This is a genomic window from Roseovarius atlanticus (assembly GCF_001441615.1).
In the GTDB taxonomy this organism is placed as follows: domain Bacteria; phylum Pseudomonadota; class Alphaproteobacteria; order Rhodobacterales; family Rhodobacteraceae; genus Roseovarius; species Roseovarius atlanticus.
On the sequence record NZ_LAXJ01000002.1, the window covers coordinates 546299 to 562100 of the forward strand.

The window sequence follows — 15802 nt, forward strand, 5'->3', positions numbered from 1 at the left end:
GTCAGCCGCACGGAACGCGAAAGGCGTGATGGCGGGCGCCTGCTCCAGTGTGGCGGACGACCCTCAGGGGCCCGCGCCGCCAGGTGACGACTCCGGACGGGCCGGTGCGGGTGTCCTCGAAGCCAAGATCCGCCAGAAGGTGCGGCGAGATATCGGCGAGCCGTTCGAGATCGGCAAGCATCTTCCCGTCGGCCGGATCAGGATTTCTCACGGGCTGCATCCAATGGCGCAGACGCTGCGCGAGCGATGGACGTGACGGGGTTGGCAGGGCGATATCGACCATGGAAATGCCTTTCGGGATCATGATGCCCCGAAGATAGGGCGCGACGCGGCTTGCGTTCAAACCATTCTTTCTGGCACCATGGATGAGAAAACCTGATCCATGGAGCGGCGATGAAACTGCCCCCGCTGAATGCCCTGCGCGCCTTTGAGGCCGCCGCCCGCCACGAAGGCTTTGTCGGGGCTGCGGAGGAATTGCACGTGACACGCGGGGCGATCAGCCGGCAGATCAAGCTGCTGGAAGAGCACATCGGAACGCTGCTGTTTCGCCGCCACGGCAAGGGCGTCGCACTGACCGAGGCCGGGCGGCGGTTGCAACCCGTGCTGACCCGGGCGTTCGGCGACATCCTGGCCGAGGCATCGCGGATCGGGGCGGAGGCATCGGATTTGCGGATCATCTGCCCGCCCGCCACCTCGATCCGCTGGCTGCTGCCGCGGCTTGAGAGGTTCCGCGCCCTGCACCCCGAGATCGGCGTGCGGCTGACCACGGATTTCGTGGGGCCATACGGGTTCGACGCGCACCAGTATGACGTGGGGTTTTCGGTCACGCACTGGCCGGACCGGCCCGGCGACCTGAAGGTGGAAACGCTGTTTCCGGTCGAAGTCACCCCCGCCTGCGCGCCGTCATTGCTGGCCGCAAAGGGACGGCCCGAGCGGCCCGAAGACCTAGCCCGGTTCCCGCTGTTGCACGAGACGCCGCGCCGTGCCGATTGGCGCGCGTGGCTGGAGGCGTTCGACGTGCGGGGCGTGGACGCCAACCAGGGCAGCGATTTTCCCAATCTCGACATGGCGGCCAAAGCGGCGACGTTGGGTGCGGGGGTGGTGATGGCAGACCTAGCGCTCAATCGCGACGAGTTGGAGTCGGGCCTGTTGGTCAAGCTGTTTCCGGAGATGGTCTGCACTTCGCCCACGGGGGGCATCTGCCTGATTGCATCGCGCGACAGGTGGGATGACCCGAAGGTGGCGGCGTTTCGCGATTGGGCGGTGGCCGAGACGCGGTGAGGTGTCAGCGACGTCGGAGGCGGATTAGTCCCCCACGTCGAAACGGAGTTTCGACGCCCCCCTGGGATATTTATCGCCAGAGGAAGCGCGGGCGTGGTGTTGCCCGTCATGAAATCTTCGCTTTGGAGTTGAACAAATTTGGTGTAATACTTTCGGAAAATCAAAAAACGACATACAGGAAATCCGAAAATGACCCAGGCCGCCACGTCCCCCGCCCCCAATGTCTATGACGCCGAACCCATCCCCGAGGCGGCCCGGGCCGAGATCGACCGGATGCTGCAATCGGGCGACCTGTTCCGGTATACCGCACCCGAGGATGCGCCGGTCAGCCTGCTGGAGCGGGAATTCGCGGCGGTGATGGGCACGCGCTATGCGCTGGCGGTGTCGTCCTGTTCGGCGGCGCTGTTCCTGTCGCTGAAGGCGCTGGGGCTGCCGCGGGATGCGCGGGTGCTGATCCCGGGGTTCACCTTTGCCGCGGTGCCGTCGTCGGTCATTCATGCCGATTGCGTGCCGGTGCTGTGCGAGGTGGGCGAGAATTACCGGATCGACATGGCCGATTTCGAGGCCAAGTTGGACGAGCGGATCGACGCGGTGATCGTCAGCCACATGCGGGGCCATACCTCGGACATGGATGCGATCATGGGGCTGTGCGACGTGCGCGGCATCCCGGTGATCGAGGACGCGGCGCACAGCCTGGGCACGATCTGGGGCGGGCGCAAGATCGGCACTCTGGGCCGCGTGGGCTGTTTCAGTTTCCAGTCCTACAAGCTGGTGAATGCGGGCGAAGGCGGGATCCTTGTCACCGATGACGCGGACCTGGTGGCGCGGGCGGTGATCATGTCGGGGGCATACGAGCATAACTGGGCCAAACACATGGCGGGGGACGACCCGCTGCTGGCGGCGGCCTTTGCCGACTGGCAGAACCGTCTGCCGCTCTACAACCTGCGCATGGGCAACCTGAGCGCGGCGATCATCCGCCCGCAGCTGCCCGAGGTGGCGCGGCGGGTGCGTGACGGGCGTGACAACCACGATTACGTGGCCGGGCGCCTGAACGGGTCACCCTGGATGCAGGTGCCCGACAAGCTGGAGTCTGAGGAGCGGGCGCCGGATTCGATCCAGTTCAACCTTGTGAACATGAGCGATGCCGAGGTGCGCGCCTTTTCCGCCGCCGCCGCCGAGCGCGGCGTTAAGGTGCAGGTGTTCGGCATGTCGGCTGACAATGCGCGCGCCTTCTGGAACTGGCAGTTTCTGCCGGGGCCGACGCCCGAGCTGCCGCGGACGCGGGCAATGCTGATGCGGGCCTGTGACGTGCGACTGCCTGCGCGGCTGACGCGCCAAGACCTCGATTTCGTGGCCGATGCGCTGATCGCCGCGGCGGAGGTCGCGGCGGGTCCGATCGAGCCCGAGCGCGTATACGGCACCTAGAGCAGCTCCAGCTGATCTTTCAGGAAGGGATGCTCGGCCGAAGCCGGGGCAATGATCGTGTCGCGCAGGATCGGGCGCAGGGTTTCGGCCAGCTGCGCCGGCAGGTCCTGAAGGATGTCCTTGCGCGCGGTCAGGCTGATGGTGCGGGTCAGCGGCTCGAACGGGAGCGGCATGACGTCGATCTGGTCGGCAAAGCGGCGGGCGCGCATCAGCGCCAAGGGGGGCAGGATGGTCCAGCCGGTCCCCTGCCCCACCAGCGCCAGGATGGCGTGGTAGCTGTCGAGCTCGAACCGGTGTGGCAGGCTGAGCTTCTGCCGGGCGAGATGCGCCGATAGCAGCCGGCCCATGTAATGCCGTTGGGTGTACTGGATGAGCGGCAGGCGTTTCAGCTGTCGCAGCACGTCGCCGTCCGGTTTGATCCGGGCCTTGGGGGCCGCGACGACGAACCCCTCGCGCAAGAGCGGATGAACCTCGGCCCAGTCGTCGCCGGCGTTGAGTTCGGCAGCGACGATCATGTCGAGCGTGCGGCTTTCCAGGAGGTCGTAGAGGTAGTGGCTGGCGCCGGTTTCCAGCAGGAACTGGCTGGTCTTGAGCTCGCCCGCCACATGGGTCAGCAGCTGCGGCGTGACGTCGGCCTCGAAATCCTCGATCATACCAAGGCGGAAGCGGGTCAGCATCGACATGTCGGACATCGCCAGTTCCGCGCGGGCCTGGGCGGCCTCGTTCAGGATGACCTGGGCGCGGCGTTTCAGGATCTCGCCCGCGGGCGTCAGGCGGATGGGGCGGGCGTTGCGTTGCAGGAGCGTGGCGCCCACCGCGCCTTCGAGATTGGTCAGCTGCTGGCTGACCGCCGAGGGGCTGGCGCCGAGCCGCTTGGCCGCGGCGGAAATCGAGCGCTCGTCGGCCGCGGCCATGAACACCTCGATCCCCCACAGGGTGATGCGGCCGGGGCTGTCGACCATGCGCGCGCCTTACTTGCTGAGCTTGGACAGCTTGTCCTGCAGGTCGGCCAGTTGCTTCTTGATGTCGTCGAGCCCCTCGTCACCGGCCGCCCCCTTGGACGGCGCGTCCTCGTCCGGGGTCTTGCCGGTCATGCCGGGCACGCCGCCGCCGGTCATGGCCTTGAGGAACGCCTCTTGCTGGGCGCGAATCGTGTCCATTCCGGGCATCTGGTTGAAGGACTTGGCCAGCGGGTTCGCCTTGGCCATGTTCTCCATCATCTGGGACTGGCCCTGTTGCAGCATCTCGAAACTGGCGGCGAGGAAGTCGGGCACCATCGAGGTGGCCTGGGTGGTGTAGCTGCGCACGAGGTCGGTCAAAACGTTGATCGGCAGCACGTTCTCGCCCCGGCTTTCGTGTTCGGCGATGATCTGAAGCAGGTATTGCCGGGTGAGGTCGTCGCCCGATTTCAGGTCGATGATCTGCACCTCGCGGCCGCCGCGGATGAACTCGGAGATATCCTCGAGCGTGACGTAATCCGAGGTCTCGGTGTTGTACAGCCGGCGGCTGGCGTACCGTTTGATCAGAAGCGGTTTTTCGTCTTCGGCCACGTGTGTCCTCCCCGGAATGCGTGCACTGCAGCAAAGCCTATGCCAGTGCAGAACAAAATGAAAGGGCGGTAGTTGTGTGGCGCGTGGCCGGACCTCCATGGGACGGAGGCCCGGCTATCAGACCGTGCGCAGCTCAGGCCGGCGGGATCGCGTATTGTCCGTTGAACAGGACCGGGCGCGCGTCAGACGCTTACCAATTCTGGCGCAGCGCCGATACCCCGGCGCTTATTGGCTGGCTTCGTACTCTGCCTTGCGCCGCTGTTCTTCGGCGACATAGGCATAGACGCTTTCGGGATCGACGGGTTTCGGAACCATTTCGCCGCCCCGGTTGGCCGTCTCGACACCTTCCGCCGCCACGGACTCCTCGTAGCTGCGCACCACGACCGGAGCGCCGACATCCACGCGTGCGTGAAGGTCGATGATGTCCTGGTTGAAGAGCCGGATGCATCCGGCGCTGCCCTGGTTGCCGATGGTCGCCGGGTCGTTCGTGCCGTGGATACGGTAATAGGTGTCGCGACCGCCGCGATAGAGGTAGAGCGCGCGGGCGCCCAGTGGGCTGGCCTTGCCGCCGGGGATGCCCTTGGCGAAGGGCGCATAGGCGTCGGGGTCGGAGCGGATCATGTTGGCCGTGGGCGTCCAGCCCGGCCATTCCGCCTTGCGCCCGATCTTGGCGCGCCCACTGAAGCCGCGCCCTTCACGCCCGACGGCGACGGGGTAGCGGATGGCGCTTTCGGGGCCTTGCACGAAGTAGAGGAACTTGGCGTAGGGATCGACGACGATGGTGCCGGGGGCCTCGTCGCCGGTATAGGTCACGGAGGTGCGGCGGTTCGGCTCGCGCAGGTATTGCGGGTCGATGGCGTCGATGGTGATGTACCCTTCCTGCATCTCGCGGTACTCGGGATAGGTCGCCCCGCCGGGCATGTCCGAGGGCATCGGCCCCGCACAGGCAGCGAGAAGAACGCTGCACGCCAGGAGAACGAGATTTCTTGCTGCGGCAAAGGGCATGGTTCGGTCCGATGAGTCGTTGTGGTTCGTCGGCCACCTTATGGGACTGCGACCTGATGGCAATCACTTGGTCCGGGGTGTGTGATCGTGGGGTCACAGGTGCGTGGTGGCGGGCGGCGAAATGCGGCCATCTGGAAGTGCGGCGGCGAATGTTCGCTTAGAAGCGTTCAAGGACAAGTGTGATCTATTGCTTTTAGCGCCATCGCAGGGCTGCCCCGGGGCTCGTAGATCCAACGTCTATTGTGTCCGGCTGCGCGCACCGAATTTTAAGATCGAGTCCCTTGTAAGACATCGGTGTTGCGCCCTGGCCGGTTAACAGCCGCGAAGCGGCCCGGCCATCGTCAGCCCCTCCCATGGGCTGGCGATCGCCTCCGTCATATAAAAAAGGGCGAGCCGGTGAGGCTCGCCCTTCGATGTTCCGGGCCAATAAGGGAGGAAGATGGCCCGTACTCTTTAAACCGGTGACCGGCTCCGCTTACTTGGCAGCGGTGGTCGAGGCTTTCTTGGCCGCGGCGGTCATGTCGTCGGTCGCTTTCTTGACGGCCTTGGAGGCGTCTTCCTGCAGGTCTTTTCCAGCAGCCATCATCAGCTCGACCGTGTCCATCTGGACTTTCTTCGCGATCTCGGCGAAGGCGGCCATGTGCTCGGCGGCCGATTCAGCGTTGGCCGACGCGAAGTCGGTCATGGCTTTGGCATAGTCTGCCGGCTCGGATTTCGCCTTGGTCACGTCTTGCAGTTTGGTCAGGGTTTCCTGGGTCCACTTGCCCGACAGCTCGGCCGATTTGGTTGCGGCTTCGAGCGCGACGCCCGACATTTTCTCGCTCAGCGCGGCCTGGTTCTTGAACGCTTCTTCCATCGCTTTGGTGTCGACGGGGAATGCGCCCATCATGTCTTTCATCATTGCGTTGAAGTCTTGTGCTTGTGCTTTTGCCATGGGTACGGCTCCTATGTGTTCGGTTTCAGTCGTGTTCGTTTTGCAAGCGGTTGGCCCGCTGTTTGCATCTGCAGCATATATAGACGCTGCAACGCAGCATTGCAACCCCTTTTGCTGCACTGCAGCAAAACTTTCACACGATCTGGAAAAGTGTTTCGCGTCAGGCACTTGCCTTGCGCAACACATAGGTTCCGGGCGCCGGACCAAGGCTGGGATGCTCGGAATCGCCCGGTGTGCGGGCCTTGACCTTGGTGCCCGAGCGCTTGCGCAGCCAGGACTCCCACATCGGCCACCACGAGCCTTCACGCTCTGTCGCCCCTTCCAGCCACTCATCGGGCGTGGGGGGCAGGTCCTTGTTCATGTAATAGCCGTACTTCTTTTTGGACGGCGGATTGACGATGCCGGCGATGTGGCCGGACTCGGACACGATGAAGCTGCGGTCTTTCGATCCCGTCTGAAGGAACCCGCGATAGCAGTCGCGCCAGGCGGCGATGTGATCGCTTTGGCAGGTGACGGCCATGATCGGCACGGTCACGTCGCTGATACGCACCTTTTCCCCGCAGACGGTCATGCCGTCGGTGACGAAGGCGTTGGCCTGGCACAGGTCGCGCAGGTACTGCTTGGTCATGGCGCCCGGCAGGTTGGCACCGTCGCCGTTCCAGTAAAGCAGGTCGAAGGCGGGCGGTGTCTCGCCCATCATGTAGCTGCGGATCGCGGGCTTGTAGATCAGGTCGTTCGAGCGCAGGAACGACATGGTGCGCCCCATGATGAAAGAGCGCAGGATGCCCTGCTCCTCGACCTCGCGTTCGATGCCGTCGACGAAGTCGTCCTGGAGGAAGGGCACGAACTCGCCCTGCTCGCCAAAATCGGTGAGTGCGGTGAAGAAGGTGGCGGACTTGACGGACGTGTCGCCGCGCTTGGCCATCAGCGCCAGCGTCAGGTGCAGCGTTGTGCCGGCGATGCAATAGCCCACCGCGTTGACCTGTTTCTCGCCGGTGATCGCCTTGGCCTCGCGGATGGCGGTCAAGAAGCCTTCCTCGATGTAGTCGTCGATCAGCACGTCGGAATAGCTGGCGTCGGGGTTGACCCAGGAGACCACGAAGAGCGTGTAGCCCTGATCGGTGATCCACTTGATCAGGCTGTTTTCCTTTTTCAGGTCGAGAATGTAGTACTTGTTGATCCAGGGCGGGAAGATCACCACGGGGGTCTTGTGGACCTGCGCGGTGGTGGGGCTGTACTGGATCAGCTCCATCAGGCGGTTGCGATAGACCACTTCGCCCTCGGTGACGGCGACGTTCTCGCCCAGCTTGAACGCCTCCTCGTCGCACAGGCGCACGACCATCTCGCCATTGTTGGCCTCGAGATCCGACACCAGGTTCTCCAGCCCCTTCACCAGGCTTTCGCCCTCGGTCTCGATCGCGCGTTCAAGCGCGTCGGGGTTGGTGCCAAGGAAATTCGTCGGACTCATCATGTCGACGATCTGGTTGGCGAAGTAGGTCAGGCGCTTGCGATCCTTGGGGTCGAGGTCGTCAGCCTCGGCCACGGCCTTTTCCACGGCCTGGCGGTTGAGCGCGTATTGCTGTTTCACCAGCCGGAAATAGGGGTGCGTCCGCCACAGGGGATTCGTGAAACGCTTGTCGCCCTCCAGCGGGTCGGGATCGTCCTCGCCAGCGTCGGGGGGCGGGTGTCCCTGAAGCAGCGATTGCTGCGCCTCCATGAAGTGGCGCACGGACTTGCCCCAGTATTCCAACTGCTGTTCGTAGATCTTTCCGGGATTCTCCATCAGCGCCTGCCAATATGACGCTGCTGCACGTGCATAAAGATCCTGTCCCGGACCGTTCAGTTCGGGCATGGGCGGGTCGCGGTGGCTGAGCGCCTGCACAAGCCTTTGTGACAAGGCTTCGACCTTTTCGAGATTTTCGTTCATCCGCTCGAGATTTTTTTCGTCAGCGGTGTCGGGCGTTGCCATTTCCACGAAATCCTCTACTCTTTCTGCCATGCAGCATGGCGCGGTGGGCCTGCGTCTGGTATGCATGTGTTAACGTCGCTTCGCGTATACAGATCCCATGGGTTTGCGGGACTGCGACGAATGGAACCAACTCGGCCGGTCCGGCCGAAGGAGTAAGTAATGCGTTACATGGCCACCTACGACTTGATGGAAACCATTCGCAACACCAACCAGTGGCTGGGTGCGACGGCCTATTCCATGGCATCTTACCCCATCTTCGCGCTGACCCCAAACCCCGCGTTTCAATGGCTGGCCGCCTGGGGCGAGGTGACCGAGCGCACGTTCCAACGGATGGTCGCCAAGCCCGACTGGGGGATCGAATCGATCACCGGCGAGGACGGGCGCGACCACCTGATCAGCATCGAGACGGTGGTGGAAAAGCCGTTTGGCGATCTTATCCACTTCAACGTGCAGGGGCGCGACGAGATGGACCGCCGCGTTCTGCTGGTGGCGCCGATGTCGGGGCACTATGCGACGCTCTTGCGCTCGACCGTGAAATCGCTGCTGCCCGACTGCGAGGTCTATGTCACCGACTGGCACAATGCCCGCGACATCCCGGTCAGCGAAGGCAAGTTCGATGTCGAGGATTACACGCTCTACCTGGTGGAATTCATGCGGCACCTCGGGAATGACCTGCACGTCATTGCCGTGTGCCAGCCCGCGCCGCTGACGCTGGCCGCGACCGCCTATCTGGCCGAGCAGGACCCCGAGGCGCAGCCGCGCTCGCTGACGCTGATCGGCGGGCCGATCGACCCGGACGCGACGCCGACCGAGGTGACGGATTTCGGCCACAGCGTCACGATGGGCCAGCTGGAAGGCACGATGATCCAGCGTGTCGGGTTCAAATATCCCGGCGTGGGGCGCAAGGTCTATCCCGGCCTGCTGCAACTGGCGTCGTTCATGTCGATGAACGCCGAGCGGCACAGTCAGGCCTTCCTGAACCAGATCAGCCGCGTGGCGCAGGGCGAGGCCAGCGACCGCGACCCGCACAACAAGTTTTACGACGAATACCTGGCGGTGATGGACATGCCGGCGGAATTCTACCTTTCGACGGTCGAGCGGATCTTCAAGGCGGGTGAGATCGCCAAGAACGCCTTTGTGGTCGATGGTCACAAGGTGGATATCGGCGCGATCAGCAAGGTCGCGGTGAAAACCGTCGAAGGCGGCAAGGACGATATCTCGGCCCCCGGGCAATGCGTGGCGGCGCTGGACCTTCTGACCGGCTTGCCGGACAGCATGAAGGCCAGCCACCTGGAACCCGAGGCGGGCCATTACGGCATCTTCGCGGGCCGGTCGTGGCGCAACAACATCCGGCCCCTGGTGCTGGATTTCATCGACGCCAATTCCGAGGACCCGGCAGAACGCAGCCGCACGAAACCGCGCAAGAGCAAGAAGAAGGCCAAGATCGCGGCGGAGTGAACGGAGCACTTGGGCGGAGAGATCCCGGATCAAGTCCGGGATCAACCCAGTCTTTGTCCACGCGCGGAACAAAGGCGCGGCAAGGCCGCGCCGCCGCGCGATCGCCAGACCGCCCCCCGGGCTGGCGATTGGGCGACGTAAGTGCCTCACACCGAGATTTTGCGGATATGGCTACCATAAAGTGCCTTGAACGCCGGGCGGTTCGCCATCCCGCGGTCTGGCAGTTGCGCGGCCAAGTCAAACAAAAGCCATCCCGGACCTGATCCGGGATCTCGTGCTCAAAAAGATCCTGTCAAGTCCGAGGAAGACTGGCTGAATTGCCGGCTTGGCCCGCCCTACCCCGCCTCGACCCGCCGGTGCAGCACCAGCGGCTGTTTCAGCCAGACGCGCAGCGCGGCGGTCACAGCCTCGGGGGATTCGAGCGTCGGCAGGTGACCTGCGTCCTGCACCAGCGCAAGCTCGGCATTGGGGATGAGACCGGCCATGAACTCATGCCGCTTCACCGGGGTCAGGGTGTCATGCACGCCGCACATCACCAGTGTCGGTACGGCGATCTTGCGCAGCGTCGCCTGGTAGTCGCGGCGGCGTTGCAGGGCGCGGACCTGCCGGGTGATGGCCTCGGGGCCGAGGTTTTCGGCCATCTTGGTGACCATGTGCAGGATCGAGGTGCGTTCGGCGTTGGGCGCCAGGTGCTCGGGGCGCAGGAGCGCCGCCACGGCCTGGTCGATGAAGCCCGCGCGCAGCTTGGTCACGATGGGTTCGTAATTGGCCGCCGATTGCGGCGTTTCGGCCATCGAGTTGGTGTCCATCAGGCAAAGCCGCGTCACCCGGTCGGGGGCGCGGCGCGTGATTTCCAAAGCCACGATCCCGCCCATCGACAACCCCGCCAGCGCGAAGCGGCGCGGCAGGTGATCGAGCAGGCCCGAGGCGATTTCCTCGATCCGGTCGCCGTGGGAAATGGGGGCGACGGTGACAGGCAGGTCGGGGCTGAGCGCCGTCATCTGGGGGCCGAAGACGCGTGCGTCACACATCATGCCCGGCAGAAACACCAAGGGGTCTTTCATCGCTGTTGTCCTTAACCTGCCCGCGCGCTTTGCGCTGTATTATGCGCGTGATTCTGCCACAGCCGTTCGGGAAAACCAAGAAAAGTTGCGCAGTCTACGGCAATCCGCCGATCCGGTCGGGGCGATGTCGGCGCTCAGGCAAGCCGCTCCAGCACGTCGTCGATGGACCGCTCGATAAGCGCGAGGCAATCTGGATCGGAGAAGCGGTGATCGGCGCCTTCCACGAGCGTAAGACGCATATCCTTGCCCTTGGCGTGGTCCAGCAGACGCAGGGCGACGGACATGTCGACGTCCGCATCCGCCGTGCCTTGCAGGAAGCGCACCGGGAACGGCAGTTTCAGGTCCGAGCGCAGGACGAGGTTGTCGCGGCCGTCCTCGATCAGGCGGTGGGTGATGATGTAGGGCTCGTCATATTCGCTGGGCAACGCGAGGCGGCCCTTGGCCTTCAGCTCGGCGCGCTGCGCCTCGGTGAAGCCGGCCCACATGCTGTCCTCGGTGAAATCGGGGGCGGCGGCGACCGTGACCATGCCGGCGATGCGGTCGGGGATGGCGCGGGCCATGAGCAGGGAAATCCAGCCGCCCATGGACGAGCCGACCAGGATTTGCGGGCCGTCGGTCAACGCCTCGATCACGGCCTGGGCGTCCGCCGCCCAGTCGCCGATGCAGCCGTCGGTGAAGGCTTCGCTGCTTTGTCCATGCCCGGAATAGTCGAAACGGAGATAGGCGCGGCCGGTACGCTTGGCCCAGTCTTCGAGATACAGCGCCTTGGTGCCGTCCATGTCGGATTTGAAGCCGCCGAGAAAGACCACGCCCGGCCCGTCGCCGTCGGTCTTGTGATAGGCCAGACGTCGCCCTTGGGGCGAAGTAAGCGTCTCTGTCTCTGACATCTCAGGTTCCCTTTCGAGGTTTGACGGGAACCTGTCACCCTAAGGGCGGCGTTTCAAGCCGCTTGGGCCGTGTCAGAGAATGGAGCCGATGGTGCGCTCGATCCGGTCGAGCGTGTATTCCCGCTCCTGCCCCGGCTTGTCGGGGACGGCGCTTGCCGGGAAGCCGAGATAGGTGGTTCCCGCCGCCTGGTCGGGATCATCCGCATCCCCCGCGTCGTCGGAGGTGTCGGAGCTGGTATCGAGACGTGCCATTTAATGTACCGTTCTTCTTTGTCCGCGTCTGCGACCCATCGGGCCGTCCAACAAAGTTAGCATCCCATCTGAAAATGAAAATTCTCTTTTTGTCACAATATGTTACAGTGAACATTCGCATACGGGCGAATACAGAGCAGTGCAACTGCATACAGATCTGGGTGGTCAGGCGACATCGCGCAGCCCCAGAGCGGCCAGCCCGCCAAGCGCCGACATGGCCGCGAACCCGATGAGGGCGGCATTGGGACCGACCCAGCTGAGCGCGCCGCCAAAGGCGCCGGCCAAAAGCAGGATGATCCCGATGGCCAGATTGGCGACGGCGGAATTCACCGTGCGCCGATCCTCGGGCGAGATGTCGACAAGGTAGGTGGAGCGCGCCTGACGGACGCCGTGATAGGCGACCATCAACACGAAGAGCACGCCGGGGATGATGGCCGTTGTCTGGGCCAATCCCGCGATGTTCGCCAGGACGCCCGCCGCCATGGCCAGCGCCCCCAGAAGTCCTGCCGCGAGCAGCATCAGGCGGCTGGAGCGGTCGGCCAGCCAGCCCCAAGCGTAGGAACTGACGAACCCCGCCGCCGAGGACGCCACCAGCAGCGCGCCCAGCGTGCGCAGGTTGTTGTCGTCGTCTTGGGTGGTCATCACGGCCAGGAACGGCGGCGCCAGCGCGGTGGCGGTCAGCAGGCCACGCACGAGGATGAAGCGGCGCAGGTTGGCGTCTTCGCGGATCACGTCGCGGAACCGGTGCAGGCCGGTGTCCTGTTGCGGGGTGCTGTCGTCCTCATCGAGGATCGAGAAGATGAAGGCGGCGGCGATCCAGAGGCAGGCCGCCAATGCGATGGCGGCGATCACGGCGGCTTTGGTCTGGATGAGGCCCGAAAGCATCAGCCCGGCAAAGACCAGCACCGCGATGGACGCGACCGAGCCTGCCATGCCTGTGACCGCGCCGCGCTTGGTCTGGCCCACGGTCTTGCCCAGGATATCCTTGTAGGAGACCGAGCAGGCCGCGCGGAAAAGCGCGAGCGTGGCCAGCAAGACGCAAATGGCGAGGCCCGCGGCCCAGCCTTGCAGGAAAATGGCCGAGGTGGCGATGCCGGCGGCCATGGCCCCCTGCCCCGCGCTGCCTGCGACCCACATCCAGCGCCGTTGCTTGCGCCGTTCCAGCCACGGCGCCAACAGCACTTGCGGCAGAAGCGCCCCGGCCTCGCGCAGGGGCACAAGAAGGGCGACAAAGCTGCCCGGCGCGCCCAGAACGCCCAGAAGCCAGCTGAGCACCAGCTTGGGGTCGATGAGACCGTCTGCGATTTTTGTGAGGCTTAGGGAAAAGATATGCCGAAGCCCGTTGCGGGCCTCGGCCTTGTCACTTTCCTGTCCTGTCAGTCGTTCGAATGCGGCTTGCACTGCGCACCATGTCGTTGAGGCTGGTTAGCCTCCGACATAGGGCGCGGACTTGGGACGGTAAAAAACTTTTTGATTGTGCAGGCGACCCAGAAGGTCGTGGATGCGGCGGGTCACCGGCTCGGGCTGGTTCGATTTCGAGCTGTGCAGCGCGTTCTCGATCAGCTCCATGTCTTCGACGGAGAGTTCGAATTTGTCGTTGTAGCGGGCCATGATCATCTGCTCCTTAACGTTGCCGTCGCGTGCGATAAGCAAAACTGAATGCACGTTTCGCACTCGTTATATAGGAGTTCTTCGCATATCGTAAAGTAGAATTTTTCTCGCTTTATTAATGGGTTGCAAATCGTCGCGCTGCGACGCGGCGCGGCGGATTCGCATACTTTTGCACACCGAATCCGCGTCTGGATGGCCGACCTGGCGAAAGCAAAGCCCGCCGCGGACAGGCCGCGCTTGACTTGGGCCACGGCCCGCGCCACAACCCCGGTCAAGACCATAACCCGCAACCGGGCGTTCCGTGGGCGCCAAACTGACGAGGAGGCCAGACATGGCTCAGATCTCCCTTACCCTTCCCGACGGCAATGCGCGGCAATACGACGCTGGGATCACCCCGGCCGAGGTGGCCGCCGACATTTCCAACTCGCTGGCCAAGAAGGCGATTTCGGCCCATGTGGACGGCAAGCACTGGGACCTGGCCTGGCCCATCGAGAGTGACGCGCAGATCGCCATCAACACGATGAAGGACGAGGACGCCGCCAACGAGCTGGTGCGCCACGACCTTGCCCACATCATGGCCCGCGCGGTGCAGGAGATCTGGCCCGAGACCAAGGTCACCATCGGGCCGGTGATCGAGAATGGTTGGTATTACGATTTCGACCGGGCCGAGCCGTTTACGCCCGAGGATCTGGGCGCGATCGAGAAGAAGATGCGCGAGATCATCAACCTGCGCGATCCGGTCCGCACCGAGGTGTGGGAGCGGGACCGGGCGGTGCAGCACTACAAGGACAATAACGAGCCCTACAAGGTGGAGCTGATCGACGCCATTCCGGGCGACGAGCCGTTGCGGATGTACTGGCACGGTGACTGGCAGGACCTGTGCCGGGGTCCGCATTTGCAGCACACAGGGCAAGTGCCGGCGGATGCGTTCAAACTGATGTCCATCGCGGGCGCCTATTGGCGCGGCGATTCCAGCCGCCAGATGTTGCAGCGGATCTATGGCGTGGCGTTCACGTCCAAGGAAAAGCTGAAGGCCTATCTGAATTTCCTGGAAGAGGCCGAGAAGCGGGACCACCGCAAGCTGGGCCGCGAGATGAGCCTGTTTCACATGCAGGAGGAAGCGCCCGGCCAGGTGTTTTGGCACCCCAACGGCTGGACGATCTATACCCAGCTGCAGGATTACATGCGCCGCAAGCAACGCGCGGGCGGATACCGCGAAATCAACACGCCGCAGGTCGTGGACCGCAAGCTGTGGGAGAAATCCGGCCACTGGGACAAGTACCAGCATCACATGTTCATCGTGGAGGTGGACGAGTCCCGCGACGGCGAAGATGACGATGCCAGCGTCAAGAACAAGGACCAGACGCGGATCAACGCGTTAAAGCCGATGAACTGCCCCTGTCACGTGCAGGTGTTCAACCAGGGTCTGAAATCCTACCGCGATCTGCCCCTGCGGCTGGCCGAGTTCGGATCCTGCGCCCGGTTCGAGCCCTCGGGCGCGCTGCACGGGATCATGCGGGTGCGCGGGTTCACCCAGGACGACGCGCATATCTTCTGCACCGAAGAGCAGATCCAGGAGGAATGTGCGCGGTTCATCGACTTCACGGCGGATATCTACCGCGAGCTTGGGTTCCCCGAGTTCGAGATCAAGTTCGCCACGCGCCCCGAAAAGCGCGTGGGCAGCGACGAGTCCTGGGATTACGTCGAAGGCGCGCTGGAGAACGCGATCAAGGCGGTGGGGCGTGAGTACACGCTGGAGCCGGGGGATGGCGCGTTCTATGGCCCCAAGCTGGATTTCTACCTGACCGACGCGATCGGCCGGGTCTGGCAATGCGGCACGTTCCAGGTGGACCCCAACCTGCCCGAGCGGCTGGATGCGACCTATATCGGCGCGGATGGCGAAAAGCACCGGCCCTTCATGCTGCACCGCGCCTGCCTTGGCTCGTTCGAGCGCTTCGTCGGCATCCTGGTCGAGAACTGGGAAGGCAAGCTGCCCTTCTGGCTGGCCCCGCGGCAGGTGGTCGTGGCCTCCATCGTGTCCGAGGCCAATGACTATGTGCTGGAGGTCGTAGACCAGCTGAAGGCGGCGGGCGTGCGGGCCGAGGCGGACCTGCGCAATGAAAAGATCAACTACAAGGTCCGCGAGCATTCGGTGGGCAAGGTGCCGGTGATCCTGGCCGTGGGGATGCGCGAGGTCGAGGAAAAGACCGTGTCGGTGCGCCGCCTGGGCGAGAAACAGACCAGCGTGCAGAGCCTCGAGGAGGTGACGGCCGCGCTGGCCAAGGACGCGACTCCGCCCGATCTCGCCTGACGCCTATTGCAAGGAACCGCACGCCCCGGGCTTGACCCGGGGCCTCTTGCCCTTC

At 64.0% G+C, this 15802-nt stretch carries 15 protein-coding genes; 4 read left to right on the top strand and 11 right to left on the bottom strand.

Annotated features, from left to right (window positions below):
* Position 1: 1 nt before the first annotated feature.
* On the bottom strand, positions 2–283 hold the full coding sequence (locus XM53_RS22940) for a hypothetical protein (RefSeq protein WP_144435429.1): 282 nt from the start codon (positions 281–283) through the stop codon (positions 2–4).
* A gap of 110 nt (positions 284–393) precedes the next feature.
* Here XM53_RS22940 and XM53_RS03010 point away from each other — a divergent pair, with 110 nt between their 5' ends.
* On the top strand, positions 394–1281 hold the full coding sequence (locus tag XM53_RS03010; protein WP_057790087.1) for a LysR substrate-binding domain-containing protein: 888 nt from the start codon (positions 394–396) through the stop codon (positions 1279–1281).
* A 189-nt stretch (positions 1282–1470) separates the two neighbouring features.
* On the top strand, positions 1471–2706 hold the full coding sequence (locus tag XM53_RS03015) for a DegT/DnrJ/EryC1/StrS family aminotransferase (protein ID WP_057790089.1): 1236 nt from the start codon (positions 1471–1473) through the stop codon (positions 2704–2706).
* Here XM53_RS03015 and XM53_RS03020 read toward each other — a convergent pair.
* The 5 genes from XM53_RS03020 to XM53_RS03040 all read right to left on the bottom strand — a co-directional run bounded on the left by XM53_RS03020 (position 2703) and on the right by XM53_RS03040 (position 8164).
* Positions 2703–3668, bottom strand: a complete 966-nt coding sequence (locus XM53_RS03020; RefSeq protein WP_057790092.1) for a LysR family transcriptional regulator — start codon at positions 3666–3668, stop codon at positions 2703–2705. The genes XM53_RS03015 and XM53_RS03020 overlap by 4 nt on opposite strands.
* Before the next feature lie 9 nt (positions 3669–3677).
* Positions 3678–4256: a polyhydroxyalkanoate synthesis repressor PhaR gene (gene phaR, locus XM53_RS03025; protein WP_057790094.1), complete on the bottom strand. Its 579-nt coding sequence runs from the start codon at positions 4254–4256 to the stop codon at positions 3678–3680.
* A 225-nt stretch (positions 4257–4481) separates the two neighbouring features.
* Complete coding sequence (locus XM53_RS03030) at positions 4482–5261, bottom strand: L,D-transpeptidase (protein WP_082630696.1); 780 nt, start codon at positions 5259–5261, stop codon at positions 4482–4484.
* A 475-nt stretch (positions 5262–5736) separates the two neighbouring features.
* The gene (locus tag XM53_RS03035) at positions 5737–6195 is read right to left on the bottom strand and encodes a phasin family protein (RefSeq protein WP_057790098.1); all 459 of its coding nucleotides are present in this window, start codon (positions 6193–6195) and stop codon (positions 5737–5739) included.
* A 160-nt stretch (positions 6196–6355) separates the two neighbouring features.
* Positions 6356–8164 carry a PHA/PHB synthase family protein gene (locus XM53_RS03040; protein ID WP_057790100.1) on the bottom strand — a complete coding sequence of 603 codons (1809 nt, stop codon included), beginning with the start codon at positions 8162–8164 and terminating at the stop codon, positions 6356–6358.
* A 159-nt stretch (positions 8165–8323) separates the two neighbouring features.
* Between XM53_RS03040 and phaZ the strand changes: the two genes are divergently transcribed.
* Positions 8324–9622 (top strand): polyhydroxyalkanoate depolymerase, encoded by a 1299-nt coding sequence (phaZ, locus tag XM53_RS03045; RefSeq protein WP_057790102.1) that lies wholly within the window; start codon positions 8324–8326, stop codon positions 9620–9622.
* A gap of 335 nt (positions 9623–9957) precedes the next feature.
* Here phaZ and XM53_RS03050 read toward each other — a convergent pair whose 3' ends face one another.
* From XM53_RS03050 to XM53_RS03070, 5 genes are all read right to left on the bottom strand, one after another.
* Positions 9958–10686, bottom strand: a complete 729-nt coding sequence (locus XM53_RS03050; protein WP_057790105.1) for an alpha/beta fold hydrolase — start codon at positions 10684–10686, stop codon at positions 9958–9960.
* Between the two features lie 134 nt (positions 10687–10820).
* Entirely contained in the window at positions 10821–11573 is a 753-nt protein-coding gene (locus XM53_RS03055) for an alpha/beta fold hydrolase (protein ID WP_057790107.1), read from the bottom strand.
* A gap of 72 nt (positions 11574–11645) precedes the next feature.
* Positions 11646–11825, bottom strand: coding sequence for a hypothetical protein (locus XM53_RS03060; protein ID WP_057790109.1), 180 nt, complete (start codon positions 11823–11825; stop codon positions 11646–11648).
* 165 nt (positions 11826–11990) lie between these two features.
* Positions 11991–13226 carry an MFS transporter gene (locus XM53_RS03065; RefSeq protein WP_057790110.1) on the bottom strand — a complete coding sequence of 412 codons (1236 nt, stop codon included), beginning with the start codon at positions 13224–13226 and terminating at the stop codon, positions 11991–11993.
* Between the two features lie 24 nt (positions 13227–13250).
* Positions 13251–13436: a hypothetical protein gene (locus XM53_RS03070; protein WP_057790338.1), complete on the bottom strand. Its 186-nt coding sequence runs from the start codon at positions 13434–13436 to the stop codon at positions 13251–13253.
* A 331-nt stretch (positions 13437–13767) separates the two neighbouring features.
* Here XM53_RS03070 and thrS point away from each other — a divergent pair, with 331 nt between their 5' ends.
* The gene (thrS, locus tag XM53_RS03075; RefSeq protein ID WP_057790112.1) at positions 13768–15747 is read left to right on the top strand and encodes a threonine--tRNA ligase; all 1980 of its coding nucleotides are present in this window, start codon (positions 13768–13770) and stop codon (positions 15745–15747) included.
* The last annotated feature ends 55 nt before the right edge of the window (positions 15748–15802 follow it).